The organism is Sphaerimonospora mesophila, assembly GCF_001417795.1.
In the GTDB taxonomy this organism is placed as follows: Bacteria; Actinomycetota; Actinomycetes; order Streptosporangiales; family Streptosporangiaceae; genus Sphaerimonospora; species Sphaerimonospora mesophila.
This window is the reverse complement of sequence record NZ_BCBX01000053.1, coordinates 39,470-61,910: the sequence shown is the minus strand read 5'-3', so window position 1 is coordinate 61,910 and position 22,441 is coordinate 39,470. Positions and strand designations below refer to the sequence as shown.

The window sequence follows — 22,441 nt, the reverse complement described above, 5'->3', positions numbered from 1 at the left end:
TCGGTACCGATCACTGGTACCGACGGTGGAGGCAAACCCGATCAAAGGCTCGGAAGCGGCCCGGCGTGTCGCGACCCGGCGAACCTAAGTGGACACCCCACTAGCCATGGGTCAGCCACCACACCCGTACAGGTCGCGATAGCGCAAGGCGTTTGCTGCACGTGACCCGCGCCGGCGCGGTCACGGCCTCGGACCGGCCGGTGACCGGCCCAGCGACCCCGCCGCCGCTGAGTGCGCCTCGCGCAGTGTGGAATACCGTATCTCCCATGCAAGGTCGAAGTGGGAGAAGTAGAAAGGCGGGCGTTACGAGGCTGCGCCATCATGCGGACTTGATTGCACCATTCCAGGACGCGGAATTGGTGACGGCGGCGGCAGGTCCCGAGGGAGAACTGGCTGTCGTGTGGGCGTCGCAGGAGAACGCCGATGCGCTGACCGCACGGACCGTCCCACATTCACGTACGGCCGCGCCCGTTTCAGTGCATGTCGCCACATACAGACCCCAACAGGCGACGATGGTGTCCATCGTCGGGCAACCACGTGCACACAGCCATGTCCAGCCGCTACCGGACGGGGGTGTGCTCTTGGTGGGCGCGCGATGCCGTTGGTGTAACGGGGCTGCCGAGCCCAACGCAGCCATTTACGATGCCGACGGGGAGATCTTGCGAGAAGGCGTGCTGGGCGACGGAATTGCCGACGTGCAGACGACACTTTCCGGCGAAATATGGGTGAGCTATTTCGACGAGGGCGTGTACGGCAACTTCGGATGGGGGGTGACGGGCGGTCCTGCACCTATCGGCTCCCCCGGGCTGATCCGCTTTCGGTCTGACCTCGACATCGCGTGGCGTTACCCGTACGACGGCGAGTTCGGTGCGATCTCCGACTGCTACGCGTTGAACGTGGCCGGGGAGGAGGCCTGGGCCTACTACTACACCGACTTTCCGATCGTGCGGATCCGCGCTGCCACGATCGCCGGCTGGTCCACCGAAGTGCGTGGTGCTCATGCGCTTGTAGTCGCCGATGACCGAGTCGTTCTCGTCGGCGGCTACCGCGAGGATCGGTGGCGACTGGTCGCTGGGAGAATTCAAGGAGAAACCTTTTCTGCGGATCGTCCCGCAACGCTGGTGATGCCCAACGGGCGACCGATACCCAGAACGGCGACCGTGCTGGGTCGAGGCAGCGAGCTTCACGTTGTGGTGGGGCAGAGCTGGCTGAAGCTGGATTTCGAGGACCTCGCCGCAAGATGAGCGACCAACTGGGTGACAACCGAGGCGTACGGCCCCCGGACGTTCGCGGACTCCTGCGGACTTCTTCCGTACGCCACGGCCAGGCCATCCTTGAGGGATCATGGGGAAGTGGTAGATGGCAGGCTGAACCCCGGCTCTTCGGGGGAACTGACCGATCCCGACGGTCGTACCTGGCAAGTGCGAAGGCGGAAGCTTGACCCCAGGACTGTCCGGAGCCTGATGCGCCGGCGCGATGTCCCGGTATTGCTAGGCGAATCCGGCGGTTTCGACTTGCGATGGGTCATGGACCAGGAGCGGGGGGCACTGTCGGATTTGGTGCGCCGGAACTATGCATTCACGGCTGAGGCTGCGGCCTCCGACATCGTGTACATGGGCCACGAGTTCGTCCTTGAAACTGGGGAACGTCTGCTCTACATCGAGGAATGGTGCTGAGGCTCGCAGGGCTCGCGGGTTGCCGTCGGCCGGACCTCTCCCGCGCGTGGGCCGGCGTTATCGTGCCTCCGGATCGCAGCGAAGACGGCCAGTGCTCGCTTCACTGTGCCGGGAGTCGACTGGCTGCTGTTCTTCGTGGCCACAGACGGGCCCGTGTCCGGCCGTCGCGACCGGACGGACGGGGCCATAGCGGGCTGAGGTCCTGATCGCCGGATGGAGCGAATACTCGGGTCATCCATCCGGGAAGGGCCATTTGTACGTCCAGAGGCAGGAGACGACGAGAGGAATTCACTCGACTCTCGGATAACGCGCCATGTCCTATGACCAGGGTCTCAGCAGGTTGGGCGATGGAATCCCCAGCATCCATGATCGGCGAGGCGGGACTGCTCGTTCCGCTGTGTCCGCTTGTACGGCGGTGCCGCACTAAGATCGCGTCCCGTGCTTTCGGATAGTTTCTGGCGGCTTATCAGGACTGGATTAATAGGTCTGGTTCTTGGCGCGGCGGTCGTGGGCCTGGTGCTTGGCGACGCCTGGCTCTGGGTGGCCGTCGAATGGTCGCCGCCGGCCTATGCGGGGTTGGACGCACGCGACGGGCTTGACACCCCGACGACTGTGGCGCTGCTCGTGGCAGCCCTGGTGAAGGCCGCGCTCCTGTGGTTGATCCTGCGTGCCCCCGCGCCGGGACCGCTGGACCGCCGGGCGAAGGCGCTGCGCCGACTGCTATATCTGGCAGTGGCGTACATCTTCGTGCTGTGGTATCCGATCGCGCTGCTCCCAGACGCGGTCGATGCGGCATTCCAGCTCGCGCTGTGGACCGCGATCGACGTCCTCTACCTGCTCGTCATCCGCTGGCGGTCCCGCATGCTGCGCGCGGCGGCCGGAGCGATGTTCGCGGTCGAGTTGGCCGGGATGGCCAACGAACTGCTCGACGAACTCGACCTCCCAGAGCTTGGATCGGGCGGCATCGTCGCACTGGGCTTGGTACTGGGCGGAGTGGCGGCGACCATCATCACGGTCGTCGGGCAGCGGCGCGACGGCCGGTGGAGCCGCGGCACGCAGGCCGCCGGGTGGTTGTCGGTGGGCTTCTACGCGCTGGTGATCCCGCTCAACGTTCTCTTCGGAATGATCTCCAGCGGCCACCTGGCGATGCTGGTCGTGATGGACGCGGTGGAACTCGTCAGCGCCGTGTGGTTCGCGGCGACCGCCCGTGAACTGCCCGCTGAGGGCCGCCCGGCGGACCTTCCGCCCGCGCGGCGGCGCGTGATCCGCGTCGCGGTGGCGGCCGTGGCCGTGCTGCCGATCATCGCAATGATCCACCCGGAGCAGACCCCGCACCTCACCTACACCGGCTGGTCGATGGACTGCTTCGACCGGCCCAGCTTCGGCGACCTGAAACCTGCGGAACGCGACGGCGCGTTCCTGTGCCGGGCGCGGAGCATGGACGGCGGAGTCCCGCCCATGTTCCCCGACAGCCTGTCGGACCAGGAGATCCTCGCGTATGGGCGGGCGCTGTGCCGTACAAAGGACCGCGACGAGCAGGAGGCGATTCTGGCGCGGGCCGGGAGCGCTCGGCCCGCCTGGGGCGCGGACCCGTGGGACCTCGTCTACGTCTGCCCGGAGATCGTCGGCGTGACCCATCCCGAGTTGCTGAGGTCGACCGCGGAGGCGGAGGCGGCGAACGCCGCCTACATCGCCGAGGAGAACGCGAAGTGCCGCGACCCATGGCCCCGGACGAAGGGTGTCGTCCAGGCCACGGCCAGATACTTCCTGTTCGTCGACGGCGATGCCGGCTATTTCGTCTACGACCCCCAAGACGAAGCAGCCGACAAGGCGGCGGGGCAGGCGATGGACAAGGTCTACGACGACAGCAGCCGCATCGGGGTGGCCGGCAGCGCGGTGCTCATCGGGCATATCGAAGACGTCGTTGATCTGTGCCTTACAGTGAAGGCCTTCCGCACCCCGCCGCCACAGCGGACGGCCGGGTGGGATCTGGTCAACGAGGTGCCGATCGTCAGCCGCAGCGGCCGGCTCACCGTGCCGGAGATGGGCGAGGGCGGAGAGGTGGGTGCGGGTGCCCCCATGCCGAACCTGGCGATCGCGGGGAAGGGCCGCTACCGGCTCCGTGTCTACGTACGGGTCGACGCGGGAGAGGAGCAGCACCTGGTCGTCGTGTTCCCCGGTGCGTCGAGGAAGAGGCTCAAGCTGAAGCCGTGACCGGTGGCGAGTGGGAAGCCTGGTGGAGTCGCGACTAGTACTCCAGTGACACTTTGAGATCATGGTTGGGATCTGCGCTTGTAGTGGCATCGGCGGGCGGTGGCTTGATGGTGGTGTCGCCAGTGTGACCAGTGCAGGATTTCCTCGGTCCGGCGGTGTCGGGTGATGGTGAGGGCGGCCATCAGGCGGCGGATCTCGGGCATGGTCAAGGGCGGAAGCTTTTCGCCGCCGTCGGGCTGGGTGGCGGCCAGCGCGGCGAGGAAGGCCAGGGCGAGCATCGCCAGGGTGATGTGGCGGTGCCGGCCGTCCCGGCTGCGGACCTGGTAGTGGTCCAGCCCGACCTGGCCCTTGGCGGCTTGGAAGGACTCCTCCACCGCCCAGCGGATGCCGGCGATGCGCACCAGGGCGGCCAGCGGCACCGGGGTGGGTGCGTGGCAGCGGTAGAAGGCCAGTTCCCCGGTGGACAGATTGCGGCGGATCAGCAGCCACCGGTGACCGGGGCGGTGGGTGGATGCGGGTCCAGGCCCAGGCGTACCAGCGGTGCCCCTTGGCGCCGTGCCCGGCGCTGTAGTGGTGCCAGTGGTCGTCGGGGACGTGCGCGGCGATCTGGGCGGCCTGCCAGTCGACGCCCTCACATCTGACCCGCAGCGTGCCAGCGATCACCAGCACATACCCGGCCTGCCGCGCTTCCAGCAGCGCACGCAGGCGCGGGTCCTGGCCGTAGACCTCATCACCGGTCACCCAGGGCGCATCGATCCCGACGTCCAACGCCGCGACGATCATCTGCGCGGCCAGGGCGGGTTTGGTGGCGAAGGCGGTCTGGTCCGGGACACCCGCCGAACGGCAGCGGCCCTGGTCGGCCGGCCAGGAGCGCTCGGGCAGGTAAAGACGGCGATCGATCAATGCCCGCCCGCGTGAGGTGGCGTAGGCCAAGAACACGCCGAACTGGCTGTTTTCGATCCGGGCGGCCGTACCGGTGTACTGACGTTGCACCCCGGCCGATCGAAGGCCCTTCTTGAGGAAGCCGTTCGCGTCGACGATCAGGACACCGCCCTCGCCGGGGTGCTCGCTCACGTAGCCGCGCACATCGTCGCGTACGGCCTCGGCGTCCCAGCGTGCGGTGCGCAGCAGGCGCTGCATGGTCTGCGGGCCGGTCAGCCCGGCGTGCTCGGCCAGGTTCCAGCAGTTCTTCCGCTCGACGTCCGACAGCAGGCCCCGGACGTAGGCATTCGCGGCCCGACGGGGCTCTACTCGGCCGAATCGGTGCGCGATCCGTGTCATCAGCTCGTTGAGGGTGACGATCCAGCGGTCAGGGTCTACGCTGTCGGCCACGGCCATCACGCGATTTTCAGGTGTCTTCACAAACTCCGCATGATCACGTGATGGCCGTTCTCATGTCACCTCAACGGCGAAGATCGCGAAGTGTCACTGGAGTATTAGTAGCAGCGCTCCTTAACCGTGATGGTGACGGGGTCGGACAGGGTCTGTGTTCCGTCCGAAGCGGTCATCTGCGCCGTGTAGACGCCGATTGGGAGCGGGTCGAACTCTGCGAAGACCCAGCCGTTGACCGTCGTCGAACCGTTGGGCTTGGTGTGATTCGAGCCGGGAGGGATCTGGGCGGACTCGGTGACGACCCCCCCGGGAGGCAGGTTTTCCACCGTGACGTGGACGGTCGACGACCAGGTGCCGACGACAGCGGCCAGGAAGTAGGTCCAGTGAGAATAGCCCTGCTGGATGCAGATTTGATTTTCCCCCATGAGGTCCCATGTCGATGCGGAGGTGGGTGTGCTGCCGGCTAATGCGATGGACAGTCCTGCCGTCACACCGAGCGCAGCTCTGGCGGCGCGGTGACTCATTTTCACGGCTGCCTCCCTTGATTCTCGCAGAAACCTCTGACTCGGCAATCATTGATGATTCAACGACTCTTGGCAAGAAGTTTCTGGTTCTTATGAAATTTTCATTTCCGAGGGCGCCGCGACGCGGTCCCCGATCCGCGCAGCCGCCGGGGACGCCGCTATCGGCTCGGCTCGCGCTCGCGTTATCCCTGCTCGCCGTACTCGGAGGGGGCAACCTCCCGCAAGGGTCGTCACCGACGGCGGCCACTAACTGTTTCTCGTCAAGGGTGACCAGCCCACCCTGCATCGCAGGTGAAACATCACTTGACACTCCCCAGGGGGCGCTTGTCGGAGTGCTCATCGGTGTGCGGTCGCGAGGACGGCGCTGACGACGGCCGGGGTGTCGCCGAGGTCGGTGAGGACGGCTCGGCGCCCGCCTCGCGAAGGGCGGCCGCGTCGTAGGTCCCGGTGGCGACGGCGATCACCCGGGCGCCGCCCAGGTGCCCGGCCAGGACGTCGTTCGGGGTGTCGCCGATGAGCACGGTGTTGCCGGCGGTGAACGCCTGGCCGTACTTGCGGGCGGCCCGTTCCTGGGCCGGGCGGACCAGTTCGGGGCGTTCCTCGTGGTCCATGCCGTACGCGCCGACCTCGAAGTCCACGAAATGATCGAGGTCGCCGCGCACGTCCCCGGCGACCATTGGCACCTCTACAGCGCCGGGCACGGCGCCAAGGGGCACCGCTGGTACGCCTGGGCCTGGACACGCATCCACCCACCGCCCCGGTCACCGGTGGCTGCTGATCCGCCGCAATCTGTCCACCGGGGAACTGGCCTTCTACCGCTGCCACGCACCCACCCCGGTGCCGCTGGCCGCCCTGGTGCGCATCGCCGGCATCCGCTGGGCGGTGGAGGAGTCCTTCCAAGCCGCCAAGGGCCAGGTCGGGCTGGACCACTACCAGGTCCGCAGCCGGGACGGCCGGCACCGCCACATCACCCTGGCGATGCTCGCCCTGGCCTTCCTCGCCGCGCTGGCCGCCACCCAGCCCGACGGCGGCGAAAAGCTTCCGCCCTTGACCATGCCCGAGATCCGCCGCCTGATGGCCGCCCTCACCATCACCCGACACCGCCGGACCGAGGAAATCCCGCACTGGTCACACTGGCGACACCACCATCAAGCCACCGCCCGCCGATGCCACCACAAGCGCAGATCCCAACCATGATCTCAAAGTGTCAGGAGTACTAGGTTGGTCTTCTGGTACCGCCAACGCACTGGATCTTGCTCGCGCCAAGGGGAGGTGCTGTGAATGCTCGTTGACATGCTGATCGTTTACGCTCTTCCCGTGGTCGTGACCGTCCTGTCTCTGCTGGTCACGTCCTCGCGACCGTGGCGCAAGGTCCTCTACCTCACGGCTTCCATCGGTGTCTGTGTCCTGCTGGCGGTGCTCGGCGGCCTGCTCATCGAAGACCGACCAGGGTTGTGGTTGTTCGTCTTCGGCCCAGCGGCGCTCATCACCGGAATCCGGTTGATCGTCACAGCCGTCCTCGACCTGCCTGCCTCGGAGCATGTCGCAGGCTGATCGTCGGATCATGAGCGGGCTCCGAAAGGGTGGCCGGTGCCATCGGTTCAGCGATCACACCTTATGGATGGTCTTGTGCCGATGTGTGCGGATTTGCCGCAGGGGTACGGATAGGCGCTAGGCGTGTTCGCGACCGCCGGTGCACCTCCGCGGAAGGGTGAGAAGACTTGACGACCATCGACCAGCTCGACGACAAGGAACTGCTGGAGCTGTCCCGTCGTACCGACCCGCTCGGTGTGCTGTCCCTCTATGTGAACGCCGACCCGACCGGGAGCCCCGAGGCGGCGGCGATCGACATCAACAATCGGTACAGGGAACTGCAGCGCCGGATCGGGGAGGATCGCACCTCCGAACGGAGCCGCGAGGTGAGCGCCGCGCTGGAGCGGCTGAAGCCTGAGCTGGAGCTTCTCACGCGCCCGGCCACGCCTGGCCGCGGCCGCATCGCGTTCGCCGCGCTGTCCGGCGACTGGATCCTCCGTCTGGACGGTCAGATGCCGGTGCCCAACCGCGTCGTGCTCGATGATGGTCCCTTCGTCCACCCGTTGCTGGAACTGCTCGACGAAGGCCGGCCGGCGGGCGTGATCCTGGTCTCGGGCCAGGACGCACGGCTCCTGGAATGGCGTCTCGGCAAGCTCCGACTCGTGAGCCTGCTGGAGCAGGAGGAGGCCGAGGCGTCGCACGAGAGGGCGGGCCAGATCGGAGGCGGCCCCACCGGCCAGTTTCACACCCCCATGCTCGAGCAGCGGCAGGCTCGTCAGCAGGAGCGTGCGCAGCGGTTCCTGGACCGGGTGGCGGAGACCGCCACGGACATGATGGATGAACGACGGTGGGAGCGGATCCTGGTCAGCGGTGGAGATCGCTGGACGCAGCCGGTCGCCGCGAAGCTCCCCGAAGCGCTCCAGGACCGGGTGATCCAGGACCTTCGGGTGCTCACGGGTATGGATGACGAAGGGCTGCGGAGCGCCGTCACCGAGCGGCTGCACGAGGACCACGCCTTGCGGGAGCGGCGGCTGGTCGAGCAGGTCCGGGAAGCCGCCCTCGCCAGGACCGGTGCCCTGGGCCTGTCGGAGGTGGCCGCTGCGCTGAACGAGGGTCGGGTCGCCCACCTGGTGTACGACCCGGAGGTCCGTTATTCGGGGTCGGTCGGAACCGATGGCGCGTTGTACGCGGGCGCCGAGGTCGGCACCGATGGTGGACCCGGCACACCCGAACCCCGCTTGACCGAGCGGCTCGTCGAGCGTGCGTTCTCCACGGGAGCGCGGGTGAGTCCGATCGAGGGCGCCGCCACCGGCGCGCTCAGCGAGGCGGTCGGCATCGGCGCGCTCCTGCGCTGGTGAGGCGCGGGTCGCAACCCGCAAAGGTCGTCGCGCCGGCGCCTCCCGGAGATCGCGATATCGCCGAGTGCTCTCCGGAGCCAGGGACGTATGCTCTCGATCATGCGCCGAAGCGTGGTGACGGTCCTGGTCGTGCTGGCGGTGGCGGGCTGCACGGCCGCGCCGGAGCAGCCCAAGCCACCTCCTGTGGTCGCGTTCACACAGGAGATGGCGGAGGCGGTCCTCGCCGAGGTCGTGGCCGGAGTCGGCAAGAACGGCATCGCCGATTTCTGCGCCGAGTTCGCGCGCAGTGAGGAGACCTGTGCGACTCTCCTGGAGGGTGCCTTAAGGGAGTGTCTGCTACCCGGAGACAAGCCCACCGTGAGGCAAGCGGTCCACGAGTCGGCCACGCGCGAGTACGAAGAGACCTGGCGGTTGGTCGTTCAGGGCAGAACGCTCGACGGCCAGCAGTACGTCTCGGATTTCCCGGTCGTCCTGTCGGCGGGTGAGCCGAAGGCGGCATTGGGCATCTACTGGACGGGTCAGGGGTCTGGCAGGGATATGAACGACCCTTCGAACCACACGGTCAACCCGAAGAACGCTTGTCCCAGGTGACCACTCGCCTCGCTGCGGATCGTGGGCGGAGACGTACTCAAGGGGCAACGGGACAAGCGGTTCGTCCGGGTCGGGGGACCTACGCCCGCGTGACGGCCGCGAACACGCCCCGCGCGGTCGTTCCATTCGGCCAGGTCCATCCGGCGATCAGGCGACCCGGCGATCCGTCCGCCGTCTCACCCGGCCGAAGGACGCGGTTGACCTGCACTTCGAGCCCGTCTTCAGGGCCGATGCCGTGCACGATGACGGTCGGGTCCGGGGTGTCGCTCTCGCTCTGATGCTGCGGTGTCGTCTCGCCGCGCAGAAGAGCGCGCAACTGCGCCACCACCACCGGGTCGTGGACACCGTCATAGATCCACCGGGTGCCGAGCACCCCGTGTTCGGCGGTGCCGATCAGCGCCCCGCCGGGGACGCCCTCCAGAGCCGCGCCACGGTAGCTCATCGGCACCAGGTACGCCACCGGCTCCTGCCCGGCGGTGTCCGTCACGACCATGAACTCGATCCCGACCTCGCCCTCCGGATCGTCCAACCGGAATCCACCGGCCTTGGCCAGTTCGGGCCTGGCCGATTCACCCGCGTACCAGCTCTGCTTCGGCAGCCACTCGGTGAGCAGCTCCACCTTGCCGGGTGTCATGGTGGTGCGGTGGATGTAGGCCATGTGGGTCCCTCACATGCGATTCCGGGCTCGTCTTCCAACGGTGTGATTGAACCTATAGAAGTCGATGATGCTTCCCGAAGCGACTGAAAATGGGCCGCCCGGCCCATGGGGGATCGCCGCCGCGCGGCCAGGCCGTCAGGAGTAGGCGGCGATCATGCCGACCACGATCACCACCAGGGACAGGGCGGTGAGCGCCGTTCCCATCCTCAGGGCGATTTTGCGCCCCTGTCCGGCTCGGAAGACGTACAGCAGCACATAGGGCAGGAAGGCCAGCGAGCCGAGGCCGGTGGCGGGGAGCGTCATCGCCCGCAGCACGCCCTTCGTGCCGGACGGTAGGGCCCGATCCCGCTCAGGGGTGAGCCGGGCCCGCGTGACGTCCCCCACCTCTGACTCGGGCGGTACGGCCACCATGATCGCGTCTCCGCCCCCGTCAGGGACGAACCTGCCCGCGCAGTCGTACCGTCCTCGTCCGAGGGAGACGCAGGAGACGACGGTGAGGGTGCCCGGGGTGCCGATCTTCCCGGTCGCGAGCCGGAGGTCCGGCGCCGCGGTCACGATCGGCAGCACGCCGAGCGTGAGCCAGCAGATCAGGAGGACGCTCATGCCGAACTTTCCCGGCATGCGGCGGCCCGGGGTCGCGGTCGGGGTGGGCTCCCCGGCGGCATCGGTCAGGTCCATGGAGTCAGCTTGGATTCGCGGACTTGGGGCTGACCTGTGACCGGCTTGCCGGACCGCGAGGCCGTTGCGGATCCCGGGGTGGTCGCCGTCTCACCTCGAGCGAAAGGCTGCCGTGACCGACGCGGCCTGGGCAGGCGGGAGGCGAATCGCTGGACAGAGCATTGACCGGACAAGGTTGTGCGTCCCCTGGACTGCCATAACGTCAGATAAGGCTCTGTCGGTCCGAGGATCTGTCCACCGCTCGTCATGATCGGGCGTGGATGTCCGTGAGTGGTGGCAGGGAACAGGGGACTCCTGTGATTGAAAAGGCACGGCCGATCGCCCTGCTGCTCGCCCGCCTCGCTCTCGGCTTCATCTTCTTCGCGCACGGATGGGAGAAATTCGCATCCGGCATCGACGCCACGGCCGCCTATCTCCGGTCGGAGGGCGTCCCGCTTCCCTGGCTCTCCGCCCTGGGGACCGCCGTCCTCGAACTGGTCGGCGGCGTCGCCCTGGTGCTCGGACTGCTGCTGCCGGTGTTCGGCACGTTGTTCACGCTCGACATGCTGGGCGCGTTCGTCTTCGTGCACGCGAACAAGGGCATCTTCGTGAGCACCGATGGCTTCGAGTTGGTTCTCGGCCTGGCCGCCGCGAGCCTGGCCATCGCCTTCACCGGCGGGGGCGCCCTGGCCGCCGACGACCTGTGGCGAGGCCGCCGGAACAGAGCCGCCGAGCACCCGGTGCGTTGAACCTCTCCGGTCCGGCTTGCCCACAAGGATGACGGGACACTGATTTAATCTAATCGTCTTTAGTCAAAATCGTCCCATCACTCACCGGCAGCAGGGAGCACGCGAGATGGCACAGTCCACGTTCGTGATAGTCGGAGCGAGTTTGGCCGGTGCGAAGGCGGCCGAGGCGCTGCGCGGACAGGGGTTCGACGGACGCATCGTGCTGATCGGGGACGAGCAGGAGCCGCCGTACGAGCGTCCGCCGCTGTCCAAGGGATATCTGCAGGGTAAGCAGGAGCGAGAGAAGATCTTCGTACACCCGCCGGAGTGGTACGCCGAGCAGCGCGTCGATCTGCGCCTGGGCCGTACGGTCGACGCCATCGACCGGGATCGGCGCGTGGTCACCGTCTCCGGCGGCGACCAGGCGGGTCTCGACGAGATCGGCTACGACAAGCTGCTGCTCACCACCGGAGCCTCCCCGCGCCGCCTGCCCGTCCCCGGCGCCGACCTCGACGGCGTCTTCTACCTCCGCAGCGTCGGCGACTGCGAGCGCATCCGGCAGGTCTTCCAGACCGCCTCCCGCGTCGTCTTCGTCGGGGGAGGCTGGATCGGCCTGGAGACGGCCGCCGCCGCCAGGCAGGCCGGCGTCGCCGCGACCGTCGTGGAGGCGGACGAGTTGCCGCTGCTGCGTGTCCTGGGTCCGCGTATCGCGTCCGTCTTCGCCGACCTCCACCGTGAGAACGGCGTGGACCTGCGACTGGGTGCGCAGGTCACCGAGATCGTCGGCGAGCGCGGCCGCGCCACCGGAGTGCGGCTCGCCGACGGCACCCGGATCGACGGCGACGCGGTCGTGGTCGGCGTCGGCATCACGCCGAACATCCGGCTCGCCGCCGAGGCCGGCCTGAAGGTCGGGAACGGCATCGTGGTCGACGCCTCGCTGCGGACCGGCGACCCGGACGTCTACGCCGCCGGAGACGTGGCCAACGCCTACCACCCGGTGCTCGGCAAGCACATCCGGGTGGAGCACTGGGCGAATGCCCTGAACCAGCCTCAGGCGGCCGCGCGGTCGATGCTGGGCGAGCCCGTGGCGTACGACCGCATTCCGTACTTCTTCACAGATCAGTACGACCTGGGCATGGAGTACGCGGGCTACGCCGAGCCCGGTCAGTACGACGACGTGGTCGTACGCGGTGACCTCGCCCGGCGGGAGTTCATCGCGTTCTGGCTGGCGGACGGCCGGGTGCTGGCCGGGATGAACGTGAACATCTGGGACGTCATAGGGCAGATCCAGGGTCTGATCCGGTCGGGTGCCCAGGTCGACCGGGACAGGCTCGCCGACCCCGACGTGCCCCTGGACCAGTTGACGGCCGGCGGGTGACGCGGGGCAGCAGCCCTGGCCGGGATCTGGACTAGCTCGAGAGATCCGAGTAAGGCGGCACCGGTACGTTCGAGGTGCCGCCTCAGCCAGGGACCCGGGCCCGTCCGAGGGGATGGCGGTAGGAGGGCGGCGATGCCGTCGAGGACGAAGTCCAGGCCGGGTGCGAACCGTTCCTCCAAGGTGGGGCCTCCGGCGTGGCGAGCCACTCCGTCAGCTCGTCACCCCCGACCGGTCCGCGCTCGATCAGCGTCATGCCATCGAGTGGGCGGCGCCGAACCACCCGGCCATGGCCGTACGGAGCCCGTCACGTTCCCGTTCGTCGGGGTACGGCGAGGCCGAGGCCCACGCCACGTAGCAGTCCGGACGGAGAAGCAGGGCGGACGGGGAATCCGACGGCGCCGTGGTGGGCCGGGGGCGTGCCGCGATGGCGTCCACCCGGTCGTGCCGACCGGACACCGCCTCGGTGAGCGATCCGTCGGGGGTCATGTCAAGAAGCAGCGGCCGCGCGGTCCTGGTCAGCTCGGCGAGCCGTACGGTGCCCTTCTCCGTCTCCAGGAGCAGGTCGGGGGCCCACCGGCCGACCAGCGGGTGGGCGTCGGCGGAGCCCGGGGCGTACCTGATGTCCGCCCCCGACATCATGTCGGCGATGTGCCGGACGTTCCTGCGGTCGCGCAGCAACTCGGCGAACAGCTCGCGCAGCGCGGTGACCTCGCTGCCGGGGGCGATCAGCGCCGACTGCGCCTGGGTGTGCATGACCACCCGTTCGGCGGCCGGCCGCCGCTCGGTCTCGTAGCTGTCCAGCAGCCCCGGAGGGGCCCAGCCGTGAATCTCCGCGGCGAGCTTCCACCCCAGGTTGATCGCGTCCTGCAGGCCCAGGTTGAGCCCGGGGCCGCCGAGCGCGCTGTGCACGTGCGCCGCGTCGCCGACCAGCAGCACATGACGGTCACGGAACCGGGCGGCCAGCCGCGTGTTGCCGCCGACCACGCGGCGCAGCAGGTGAGGTCCCGGGCCGTCGGGCGGGCCGAGCGGCACGTCGACCCCGAGCACCCGGCGGATGCTCTCGCGCATCTCGTCCAGCGTCAGCTCCGGGGCGGACCCGTCGTCGGTCCGGTCCGGCTCCCACTCCAGCGTCGTGACCAGGGGCGAACGGGGTGGAAACGATGCGAACGCGAATATTCCTCCGCGTTCTGTGCGGTGGTGCATGTTCAGCGGGATGAGTCCGTAGCCGGGCACGTTCAGCCCGCCGGTCGTCGGGTCGACCAACTCGGGCGGCACGCTGACACTGGCGGTACGCGAGATCGTCTCGTCCCTGGTCACGCCGGGGAAGCCGATGCCGGACAGCTTGCGTGTCACGCTGCGCCCGCCGTCGGCGCCGACCAGATAGCGGGCGCGCAGGCGGTAGGCGCCGCCGGGCCCGGACACGTCCACGACGACCGCGTCCTCGTCCTGCTGGAGCCCGGTCAGCTCGTGACCCCGGCGGATCTCCACGCCGAGTTCGACGGCGCGTTCCTCCAAGACCTGCTCGATGCGGAGTTGCGGCACCGGCAGCAGGTGCAACGGGTTGTCGGCGCCGAGCGGGCCCAGGTTCAGGGGGAGCGCGCCGAACATGTACCGCGGCGTGGGCCGGGGCGACTCGTCGCCGCCGAGGCGCTCGTACAGACCGCGGCGGTCGAGCATACGCACGACCTGGCCCACCAGGCCGTTGGCCCGGTTCTCCGTGGTGCGTTCCGGCAGGCGCTCCAGCACGATCGGCCGTACGCCGGCCAGGGCCAACTCGCAGGCGAGCATCAGCCCGTTCGGGCCTGCTCCGGCGATCACGACGTCGATGGACATGACGGTCCTCCTCGGGGACGTGTTCGAAGGCATGGTGAACCGACCCGGCGGCGCGCGGACTCGCGGACGGGTGATCGGTCGCGGCGGGGTGATGGCGTCGCGGCGGACGACGCAGGCTTGGGTACGGAAGCCCGGGTATGGAAACCCGACTACGGGAACCCGGGTACGGGGATCGGGGTCAGGGTTCTGGCAGCCCGGCGGAGAGCCGGCGGAGCGCGTCCTCCATCAGCGATGTGATCGGCACCGGCGGCTCGGCGTGCAGCCACTGCTCCGTGACCACCCTGATCGCGGCTCCGACCGCGCCCGCCACCAGGCGTGGATAGAGGTCGCGGGCGGCGTCGGTGCCCGTGCGTTCGGCGATCGTCGCGGCCAACTCGGCCTCGATGATGGTGCCGCCCTTGAGGAAATCGCCCTGCAGTGACGGTTCGCTCATCATCACGCGAACGCCGTCCTGCCACTGCTGGTCGGGCAGGTCGGGGCCGGGCGTCGGCCCCAGCGCGAGTCGTGTCAGCACGGCGGTGGTGATGGCCTCCCACAGGGGCTCGGAGGCCGGGCGACGGCGCAACTCCTGCATGATCAGGCGGGCTCGGTCGAGGTGCCGGGCCACGATCGCCTCGCCTTTGCTGGAGAAGTAGTTGTTGAAGGTGCGTGGAGAGACACCGGCTTCTGCGGCGATGTCCTCCACCCGGACGTTGTCGAACCCCCGTTCCACGGTGAGCCGGATGGCAGCCCAACTCAGCGCGATGCGGGTCTCCTGCTTCTTGCGCTCGCGCAGACCCATTCGCTCAGCGGGCTCATCCATGCTCACGGACACCACCCTAGCAAACTTTGCGGGTCACGCAAAGATACGCGTCACGCAATGGTGCGTGACGCGCAAACTTCTCGAGAGTTCGGAACCGGGTTCCCGTCGCTACCCGCGGCCGCCCTGCCGCGGCAGATCGTCCAGCGCCTCGAGGAGCCGGTCGACGTCCGAGCGGTCGTTGTAGTGGACGAGTCCGGCCCGTACGGCGGAGCCCTCGTCGCGGATGCCGAGAGCCTGTGTGAGCTCCCAGGCGTAGCAGTGTCCGTCCCACACGTTGATCTTGCGGGCCGCGAGGTGCTCGGCGACCCGCTGCGGCGAGTGTCCGGCCACGTTGAAGTAGACGGTGGCCGTGCGACGGCTCGGCGAGCCGATCGGTCTGACGTGCGACAACGACGACAGCCCCTTGAGCAGATGGGCCAGCTCGGCCTGCTCGTACGCCTCGACCGCCGCCATCGAGGCGAGCAGCCGTTCCCTGCGGGTCCCGGTGGCGTCCGGATCCAGCTCGGCGAGGTGATCGACCGCCGCGGCGACCCCGGCCAGGTCGGCGAAGGGCAGGGTGCCGGTCTCGAACCGGTCGGGCACCTCCGACGGGGAGGAGGCCAGTTTGTCGGGCCGGAGCCGTTCCAGCAGCTCGGGCCGGGCGATGACGGCTCCGATGTGCGGGCCCGACCACTTGTACGAGCTGGTCGCGTAGAAGTCGGCGCCGAGCGCGGCCACGTCGATCGGCTTGTGCGGGGTGGCGTGCACGCCGTCCACGTACGTCAGCGCTCCCACCGCGTGGGCACGTTCGGTGATCCGCGTGACGTCGGGCATGGTGCCCAGGATGTTGCTCGCGGCGGTGACCGCGACGAGCCTGGTGCGTTCCGTGACGAGCTCGTCGTACTGCTCGGCGGGCAGTTCTCCGCTCGGCACGTCGACGGAAGCCCAGCGGATGCGGGCTCCGGCCCGGGTCGCGGCCTGCACCCACGGCCGTACGTTGGCGTCGTGGTCGAGCCGGGACAGCACGATCTCGTCGTCCGGCCCCCAGTCCTTCGCCAGCGCGTACGCGAACCGATAGGTCAGCGTGGTCATATTGGGGCCGAAGACGACGCCGCGTGGATCTCCGCCGACGAGGTCGGCGACGGCCTGCCTGGCCCGGCCCACGATGGCGTCGGAACGCGCGCTGGCCGGGAACGCCCCGTGCGAGTTGCCGATGCCCGTGGTGTAGGCGGCGGCGATGGCGTCGATCACCGGCTGGGGCACCTGCGTGCCCGCGGCGGCGTCCAGCCAGGCGTAGCCGTCGGACAAAGCGGGATAAAGGGCGCGGACACGTTCGATGTCGAAGCTCATGGCTCACCAGTGTCGTGAGATATCGGGCCGGAGGGAAGGGGCGGATATCCGTCGATATCGGGAGGAACATGGCGAAAGTCGTGATCGCCCTTGGCGGCACGATGGTCGGTCTCAACCGAGACTCCTGGCCGCGTGGCCGAAACCTCCCTGATCGATCTTCCGTTCTCTTGATACGCAGAGTTGAGCTGGGAGAAAGAGTTGAGCTGGGAGAAAGAGTTGAGCTGGGAGAAAGAGTTGAGCTGGGAGAAAGAGTTGAGCTGGGAGAAAGAGTTGAGCTGGGAGAAAGAGTTGAGCTGGGAGAAAGAGTTGAGCTGGGAGAAGGAGTGCGTCGAGGCGGACCTGACCATCGACGGGACCACGATCCCCAGTGTCGGGGTCCGGCTCACGGGCAACTCCACGGAAGGGGCGGTGCCGGACACATGGCACCCAGAAGCCCCTGGCCGACGGGACCGCCGGCGAACTGCTGGACGACATCGTGGCGTCCTACATGCTCGACGCCCGGGCCGATGCCGCCAGGGCCGAAACCGCGGCCGACACTCTCCGCACCACCCCCGAGGCGAGGACCGAGCCGTTGCGCGCCGACGAAGCAATCGCCGGTTTGTAGCCGATTAATGGCGGGTGCTGTCGGACGCTGCCGGGTTCATCGGCGATGATTCCTGCACAGGAGAGCTTCCGCTGTGTCTCACGTCTTTTGCATATCTGACCTCCGGAATCGAGATTCCGTCGACGGACCATTCGGCCTGCGACCCGTCGAAGCCGAACCCGGCGCGCTCGTAGAAGCGTCTCGCGCGGTGGTTTTCGGCCAACACCCACAGGGTGAGAGCAGTGAACCCGGCCCTTTCCGCCCGCCTTATCAGTTCTTCCATGAGCGTGCGGCCGACCCCTGTGCCGATCCGCGCCACTGCCACGTACAACGCGTACACCTCACCGTCGGTGTCGGTGGCGTCGTCGTCACGGCAGGGGCCCAGGACTCCCCAGCCCACCACACCCCGATCGTCCTCGGCGACGACGTTCTGGATGCGGGGATCCTTCTGGAACACGCTCCTGCGACGCTCCGCGTCGGCCTCGACGCTGAGTCCGTCCAGATAATCGTCGGGAACGATCCCGCGATATGCCGTTCTCCAGCCGGTGACCCGTAGCGTGGACACCGCCCAGATGTCATGGGCGGCCATATCGCGGGTGCTGACACCACTCACGAGAGCTCTCCCCGGTCAGGCGAATCCGATGCCGAGATCCTATGGTCGAGATGAAATCCAGCCAATCGGATATTCTCAGTGGCCCTGATCGTTGCCTGACGGCGTGTCCATCGGCGAGGAAGAGGAAATTCATGGCGCCCCGACATTTTCCGGCCGTTGCGATAGGCGTCCTGCTGGCGGGCCTGGTGACCGCGGGTGTCGCCACTGTTTTCAGCAGAGGTAGCGCAGGGGCGGACAGGTCGTCGGTGCCGGTGCCCACGTCCACCGCCGACCTCGTCCTCCCGATGGACGCCCACGACCTGACGCCCGCGCAGCAGCTGGAGGTGGCGCGGGCTTATGCCGAGCTTGTCGAAGAGTGCATGCGGGTGTTCGGGCACGACTTTCGGATCAAGGTGGCCGACTCGACCCCTTATCCCCGAAATGTGGGCTATATCACCTGGCTCGGCGACAATCAGGTTGAAAGATACGGTTACGGGACACCGCCGGGTCGAGTGGACGATCCATACGAATCCCGTAGTGTTTCGGACGCGGAGTTTCGCGTTCTGGAGGGCAAGGCCGCCCACGTGGGCGGCAAGAAGGTCCCCGTCGGAGGATGCAGCGGTGCGGCCGAAGGAATCCTCAACGCCGGCGCGCCGAGCTTCGACGGCCGGAGGACGCCAGGGAGGGTGGACGCCTTGCGCCTCCCGAACTTCATGGACGACGTGTCCTGGTCCGCGCACAAGGATCCAGGACTCCACGTTGCCGATGCGGCCTGGGCCGAGTGCATGCACCACGCCGGTTACGCCTACTCTCAGCCGCTGGAAGCCGTGGGCGATCCGCGCTGGGCCATCACGGCCAAGAACGACCATGATCCCCCTCCGCAGGGGACTCCGGCGGAGATCCAGACCGCGGTGGACGACCATCGGTGCCGCCTGGAGACCAACTACTACGGGAAGCGCCAAGCGATCTACGCCGCGTACCAGCAGAAAATCATCGATGCGAATCCGCGGTTGTTCGCCGACTTGCGGATCCTGATGGACACGCGCCTGCGCAACGCCCGGCAGGTCAACAGCGGCGCACCGGCCGTACGTCCCTGGGACTGAACACCGCGCCTCCGGATTTCGACGGACGGACGAGGGAAAGGGCGAGCCGCCTTCACCTCACGCAGTCGACGTAGATGAGCTGAACCTGGTGATCGTCAGTCCGAATATTCGGGGTGGGAGTGTCAGGGCGGCCAGGCCAGCGGCCAGTACGGCACCCGCCGCGATCCAGGACCAGCCGTTGTCGTAGACCTGGAACTGCCAGGCCCACCAGTGGGGGTGAGCCCCGTCGACCCCCCCAGAAGTCGACGATAACGAAGTCGGCGATCGGGAGGATCCACGAGAGTGACCGGCCGAAGAGACGGCCAGATACGAGTGCGAGTCCGGCGTAGAGGGCAAGATTCCGGATCGCCTCGACGGCACCGCCGACAGATCCGGCCACCACTGTGACCGTGCTGATAAGCGTGGCAGCGAGCAAGAGCGATAGCACTACATGTACCACTTCGGCTCTCACCAATCGCTGGGTGGCCGCCTGTTCAAGTGATCCCATGGAACTATGAAGGCTACCTGCTGCGAAGGCGGCGAAGGGAATAGTCGTCGCGGCCACGCTCGCCATCTCGGACCATCCTCGGCTGTTGGCGGCGGGTAGGACGATATCGCCACTACCCGCCCAGCAGGCGATCGCTGTCGCCGCCGCATAGCCGATCAACATCTGCGGGAGATGATGTGCCCGAGAATAGAGCAGGGTATTGGCCAACAAGTCAGCCATGACAGTTTGCGCCGATCTGCCGGATTGCCGTCAGGCGGTCCTTTATCCAATCGGCCTGCCCTGACTCCGGCAGGTGAATAACCTGCACGATCTCCTTTATATCGACCCCCGGTGGGCCGCCGCCCTCCCCCAGGGCTGCGGCGTTCCCAAAAGTTCGTACCTGCAGATATGCGTCAAGGCGGAAAACCTCGTGGCTGAATTGCTGCTCGACGTCCTGGGGTACTTCACAGTCGGGCACTGTGCGCGCGGTGACCGCTGATGACAGGAAGAAGGGCACTGACACAGGGCCGGCGAGGATCTGGAAATCTGATCCTGCTTCGGGAACGGACGCGTCGCGTAGCCCTCGTTCGTAGAAAGTGTCCGGGAGTTTGAGCATGCCGTTCGGAAGAGCGACCAGTCGAGCGACCATCGCATCGATCGTTCCGAGGTATTTCCTGTTCTCCGGCCATACGCATACTCTTGGAGATTCGTCAGAGCACAGGGGATCAGCGGGAGCGGGTCGGGCAACTAGTAGAGGCCCCGCCGTGACCACCGTGGCAAGGCCGGAAAACAGCATGGCCGCCGCGATCCCCCTGATAGGAGCAGTATTCAGCCGCCATCCCGCATCGCGGACAACCTGCCGTGGTGGAAGTGTCAACGCCATTGCGGTCAGTAAGAGGGTGAGGGTGAATCGGGTGATGAGTGCGGAAGGCGAAACCTCTGCCTGGACATGTCCTGAAAGAACGTAAAACCGTATGGGAGGAACCATGACCTGCCCGAACAGGCATACCGCGACCGCGATGGGCGGGATGAATCTGGACTGCCAAAGCTTGCCGGCCAGGTGCCCGATGCTGACGCTGAGTGTTATCAGACATGCGCCGAGGAGGAGATAGGACGGCCAGAGGAAACCCGGTCCCGCGTCCGGCGCACTCACGATGAAGGCGAGCGCCACGCCGGGAACGTAGGCGATCAGCCCAAAGATCAACGAGCTTAGCCATACCGGCAGTTCGATCCGCCACCGCGGCTGCATGGCGGCAGCGAGTTGCTCTGTGGTGCCTGCCCGGTGGACTCGTCCAGCGGTCCAGGCCGCGCCACCTCCAAGGAGGATTCCAAAGAAGAACGCGGGAAGTTGGGCCGCCGCGCTGGCCTCCGGCCAGACACCGATCCACCAGGTGCTCCTGCCGAACAGCATGGCAAGGTCCAGAGCGATGAGCAGGGGTAGCAACCAACGCAGCGGAGAGCGACGTAATTCTATCCGTAGCACATGCCTCATGCGGACACCCTCAGCCCTGCAAGCAGACTCATGTAGCCACGTTCCAGAGGGGTGTCGCCGTCGGAGGTAGGGTGGGCGGCGGCGGCAAGGCTATCCGGATCGCCCTGCCAAATCAGACGTCCATTCGCCATCACCGCAATGTCGTCGCAGACTGCTGCCACATCTTCCACGAGATGAGTGCTGAGTACGACCCCGGTCCCAGAATCACGGAGCTTGCGCACTACGGATCGGAATTCCAATCGCTGAGCTGGATCGAGACCCACGGTTGGCTCATCCAACAGCACAAGCCTCGGCCGTCCCACGATCGCCGAGGCGATCCCGCATCGGCGGATCATCCCACCCGACAAAGACTTCATTTTGGCTCTCGACCGATCGGAGAGATCGACGAAGGCGATGGCCTCGTGCGTTGCGGCATCAGCGGCGGAATCTGGCAGGCCGCGAAGCCATGCGCAATATCGGACGAAGTCGTGTACGGTGAAGCCTGGATAAAAACCGAAATGTTGCGGGAGATATCCAATATGTCGCCGTGCTCGCTGCGCATCGCGCTGCGACTCCACAGGAACCCCGCAGATCCACACAGTGCCGCGGGTGGGCGGCACCACGGTCGCCAAAGTTCGCAACAGTGTGGTTTTGCCGGCACCGTTCGGTCCTAGCAGGCCGAGAACTCCCGGACGCACGTCTAGATCCAGATCGAGGATCACTTCACGTCTGCCGTATCCCTGCCCGACACCCCGAAGTATCGCGACTGGTCCCACGTATTCCCCCTAGCCCTGTCAACGACCCATTAGTACGGGTGCCCACAACTGTGGGCACCCGCTGAGGAGATCGTGCTCTCTCGTTCTGTTGAGAGCTTACGCGGAGGGCTAGTACTTCAGGCCCGGAACCACCCGCAAGCTCTCGCATTCATTACCAGAACTCGAGCCACGCCCTGTTCACCTTGAACGTGCACTCGTTACTGTCGAAGGTACCGGAGAAACCCTTCTGGATGGTGAACGGGCCATCTTCCTTGTCTAGCTCCCAGTCGCAGTCACCCTCGACGTAGACGGGCCAGATTGTTTGGGTTGCCTTCGAACACTTGCCCGCAAATGCGGTGTTCCACCACTGCGCGTAGCAGCCATACGTCGAAGGTGAGGTACCGGCGGCGCTTGCGGTGGGAGCTATTCCGACCACGGCTCCGGCGACCAGTGCGGATCCGAGAGCCAGGCCGACTCCGGCCCGCTTGAGGCCCAGCAGGGGTCTCATTTGGTGATACTCTCCTTACTGCATCGTAGATGCGCTGCGGGCGCTGATTCTTCGCGGGACTGGCGTCCGCAGCTCTGACGCGCCTAAGCGGATCATAAAACTCTGTGACATTGCAAGCGAGGCGCACAAAAAGGGTCAAGTTGCCAGTAAATGTATGGCTGTTGACGCTGGTCTAGGCTCAGCCGCTCAGGACCTCGGAGTCGCGATCTGCCTTGCCGGTTGTCAGGTTCGCAGACAGGCCCCGTTTCGAAGTGATACGAGATGAACGATCTGGCCATGCATCGAGGTGTCCCGAGCCTTGGCGGGCAGAGCGGCCGGCAGATCCGACGCCGAACCTCGTACGGATAGAG

The 22,441-nt window shown here is 67.0% G+C and carries 21 protein-coding genes and 2 pseudogenes; 11 read left to right on the top strand and 12 right to left on the bottom strand.

Features of this window, described 5'->3' with window-relative positions:
* Nucleotides 1-329: 329 nt before the first annotated feature.
* From AP234_RS36815 to AP234_RS30815, 3 genes are all read left to right on the top strand, one after another.
* Nucleotides 330-1,244 carry a hypothetical protein gene (locus tag AP234_RS36815; protein ID WP_152990713.1) on the top strand — a complete coding sequence of 305 codons (915 nt, stop codon included), beginning with the start codon at nt 330-332 and terminating at the stop codon, nt 1,242-1,244.
* A 219-nt stretch (nt 1,245-1,463) separates the two neighbouring features.
* Nucleotides 1,464-1,676: a hypothetical protein gene (locus AP234_RS30820; RefSeq protein WP_055483276.1), complete on the top strand. Its 213-nt coding sequence runs from the start codon at nt 1,464-1,466 to the stop codon at nt 1,674-1,676.
* A 507-nt stretch (nt 1,677-2,183) separates the two neighbouring features.
* Entirely contained in the window at nt 2,184-3,890 is a 1,707-nt protein-coding gene (locus AP234_RS30815; protein WP_055483275.1) for a hypothetical protein, read from the top strand.
* 59 nt (nt 3,891-3,949) lie between these two features.
* On the opposite strand, the pseudogene AP234_RS35585 reads toward AP234_RS30815, so the two are convergent.
* The 3 genes and pseudogenes from AP234_RS35585 to AP234_RS30800 all read right to left on the bottom strand — a co-directional run bounded on the left by AP234_RS35585 (nt 3,950) and on the right by AP234_RS30800 (nt 6,357).
* Nucleotides 3,950-5,228: pseudogene (locus tag AP234_RS35585) on the bottom strand (IS701 family transposase).
* Between the two features lie 98 nt (nt 5,229-5,326).
* A complete protein-coding gene (locus AP234_RS30805) occupies nt 5,327-5,746 on the bottom strand; it encodes a DUF5980 family protein (protein WP_235558483.1) in 420 nt (139 codons plus the stop codon).
* A gap of 299 nt (nt 5,747-6,045) precedes the next feature.
* A complete protein-coding gene (locus AP234_RS30800; protein ID WP_431999125.1) occupies nt 6,046-6,357 on the bottom strand; it encodes an HAD hydrolase-like protein in 312 nt (103 codons plus the stop codon).
* A 39-nt stretch (nt 6,358-6,396) separates the two neighbouring features.
* Between AP234_RS30800 and AP234_RS38230 the strand changes: the two are divergent.
* From AP234_RS38230 to AP234_RS30780, 4 genes and pseudogenes are all read left to right on the top strand, one after another.
* Nucleotides 6,397-6,943 (top strand): annotated as a pseudogene (locus AP234_RS38230) (transposase); the annotation flags it as partial.
* Between the two features lie 84 nt (nt 6,944-7,027).
* The gene (locus tag AP234_RS30790; protein WP_055483272.1) at nt 7,028-7,300 is read left to right on the top strand and encodes a hypothetical protein; all 273 of its coding nucleotides are present in this window, start codon (nt 7,028-7,030) and stop codon (nt 7,298-7,300) included.
* Between the two features lie 167 nt (nt 7,301-7,467).
* Nucleotides 7,468-8,637, top strand: a complete 1,170-nt coding sequence (locus AP234_RS30785; protein ID WP_055483271.1) for a VLRF1 family aeRF1-type release factor — start codon at nt 7,468-7,470, stop codon at nt 8,635-8,637.
* Between the two features lie 99 nt (nt 8,638-8,736).
* Nucleotides 8,737-9,228: a hypothetical protein gene (locus tag AP234_RS30780; RefSeq protein ID WP_152990711.1), complete on the top strand. Its 492-nt coding sequence runs from the start codon at nt 8,737-8,739 to the stop codon at nt 9,226-9,228.
* A 79-nt stretch (nt 9,229-9,307) separates the two neighbouring features.
* Here AP234_RS30780 and AP234_RS30775 read toward each other — a convergent pair whose 3' ends face one another.
* Together AP234_RS30775 and AP234_RS30770 are read right to left on the bottom strand one after the other, a co-directional pair.
* Nucleotides 9,308-9,886 carry a maltokinase N-terminal cap-like domain-containing protein gene (locus tag AP234_RS30775; protein WP_055483269.1) on the bottom strand — a complete coding sequence of 193 codons (579 nt, stop codon included), beginning with the start codon at nt 9,884-9,886 and terminating at the stop codon, nt 9,308-9,310.
* Between the two features lie 135 nt (nt 9,887-10,021).
* The gene (locus AP234_RS30770; RefSeq protein ID WP_055483268.1) at nt 10,022-10,564 is read right to left on the bottom strand and encodes a hypothetical protein; all 543 of its coding nucleotides are present in this window, start codon (nt 10,562-10,564) and stop codon (nt 10,022-10,024) included.
* A gap of 296 nt (nt 10,565-10,860) precedes the next feature.
* Between AP234_RS30770 and AP234_RS30765 the strand changes: the two genes are divergently transcribed.
* Together AP234_RS30765 and AP234_RS30760 are read left to right on the top strand one after the other, a co-directional pair.
* On the top strand, nt 10,861-11,292 hold the full coding sequence (locus AP234_RS30765) for a DoxX family protein (protein WP_062414657.1): 432 nt from the start codon (nt 10,861-10,863) through the stop codon (nt 11,290-11,292).
* A 106-nt stretch (nt 11,293-11,398) separates the two neighbouring features.
* On the top strand, nt 11,399-12,649 hold the full coding sequence (locus tag AP234_RS30760; protein WP_055483266.1) for an FAD-dependent oxidoreductase: 1,251 nt from the start codon (nt 11,399-11,401) through the stop codon (nt 12,647-12,649).
* 249 nt (nt 12,650-12,898) lie between these two features.
* Here the strand turns inward: AP234_RS30760 and AP234_RS30755 are convergent, their stop codons facing one another.
* From AP234_RS30755 to AP234_RS30745, 3 genes are all read right to left on the bottom strand, one after another.
* Entirely contained in the window at nt 12,899-14,482 is a 1,584-nt protein-coding gene (locus tag AP234_RS30755; protein WP_055483265.1) for an FAD-dependent monooxygenase, read from the bottom strand.
* A 178-nt stretch (nt 14,483-14,660) separates the two neighbouring features.
* The gene (locus tag AP234_RS30750; protein ID WP_055483264.1) at nt 14,661-15,284 is read right to left on the bottom strand and encodes a TetR family transcriptional regulator; all 624 of its coding nucleotides are present in this window, start codon (nt 15,282-15,284) and stop codon (nt 14,661-14,663) included.
* 108 nt (nt 15,285-15,392) lie between these two features.
* A complete protein-coding gene (locus tag AP234_RS30745; RefSeq protein ID WP_055483263.1) occupies nt 15,393-16,613 on the bottom strand; it encodes a cysteine desulfurase-like protein in 1,221 nt (406 codons plus the stop codon).
* Between the two features lie 475 nt (nt 16,614-17,088).
* Between AP234_RS30745 and AP234_RS39300 the strand changes: the two genes are divergently transcribed.
* Complete coding sequence (locus tag AP234_RS39300; protein ID WP_268778093.1) at nt 17,089-17,217, top strand: hypothetical protein; 129 nt, start codon at nt 17,089-17,091, stop codon at nt 17,215-17,217.
* A 4-nt stretch (nt 17,218-17,221) separates the two neighbouring features.
* Here the strand turns inward: AP234_RS39300 and AP234_RS30740 are convergent, their stop codons facing one another.
* Nucleotides 17,222-17,809 (bottom strand): GNAT family N-acetyltransferase, encoded by a 588-nt coding sequence (locus AP234_RS30740; protein WP_083502593.1) that lies wholly within the window; start codon nt 17,807-17,809, stop codon nt 17,222-17,224.
* Nucleotides 17,810-17,940: 131 nt separating this feature from the next.
* Between AP234_RS30740 and AP234_RS30735 the strand changes: the two genes are divergently transcribed.
* Nucleotides 17,941-18,891 (top strand): hypothetical protein, encoded by a 951-nt coding sequence (locus tag AP234_RS30735; RefSeq protein WP_160330524.1) that lies wholly within the window; start codon nt 17,941-17,943, stop codon nt 18,889-18,891.
* Nucleotides 18,892-19,589: 698 nt separating this feature from the next.
* Here the strand turns inward: AP234_RS30735 and AP234_RS36795 are convergent.
* The 3 genes from AP234_RS36795 to AP234_RS30725 all read right to left on the bottom strand — a co-directional run bounded on the left by AP234_RS36795 (nt 19,590) and on the right by AP234_RS30725 (nt 22,091).
* Entirely contained in the window at nt 19,590-20,801 is a 1,212-nt protein-coding gene (locus AP234_RS36795; RefSeq protein WP_152990707.1) for a hypothetical protein, read from the bottom strand.
* Between the two features lie 44 nt (nt 20,802-20,845).
* Nucleotides 20,846-21,550: an ATP-binding cassette domain-containing protein gene (locus AP234_RS35580; RefSeq protein WP_200926790.1), complete on the bottom strand. Its 705-nt coding sequence runs from the start codon at nt 21,548-21,550 to the stop codon at nt 20,846-20,848.
* 205 nt (nt 21,551-21,755) lie between these two features.
* Complete coding sequence (locus tag AP234_RS30725) at nt 21,756-22,091, bottom strand: hypothetical protein (RefSeq protein WP_055483260.1); 336 nt, start codon at nt 22,089-22,091, stop codon at nt 21,756-21,758.
* Nucleotides 22,092-22,441 lie beyond the last annotated feature (350 nt).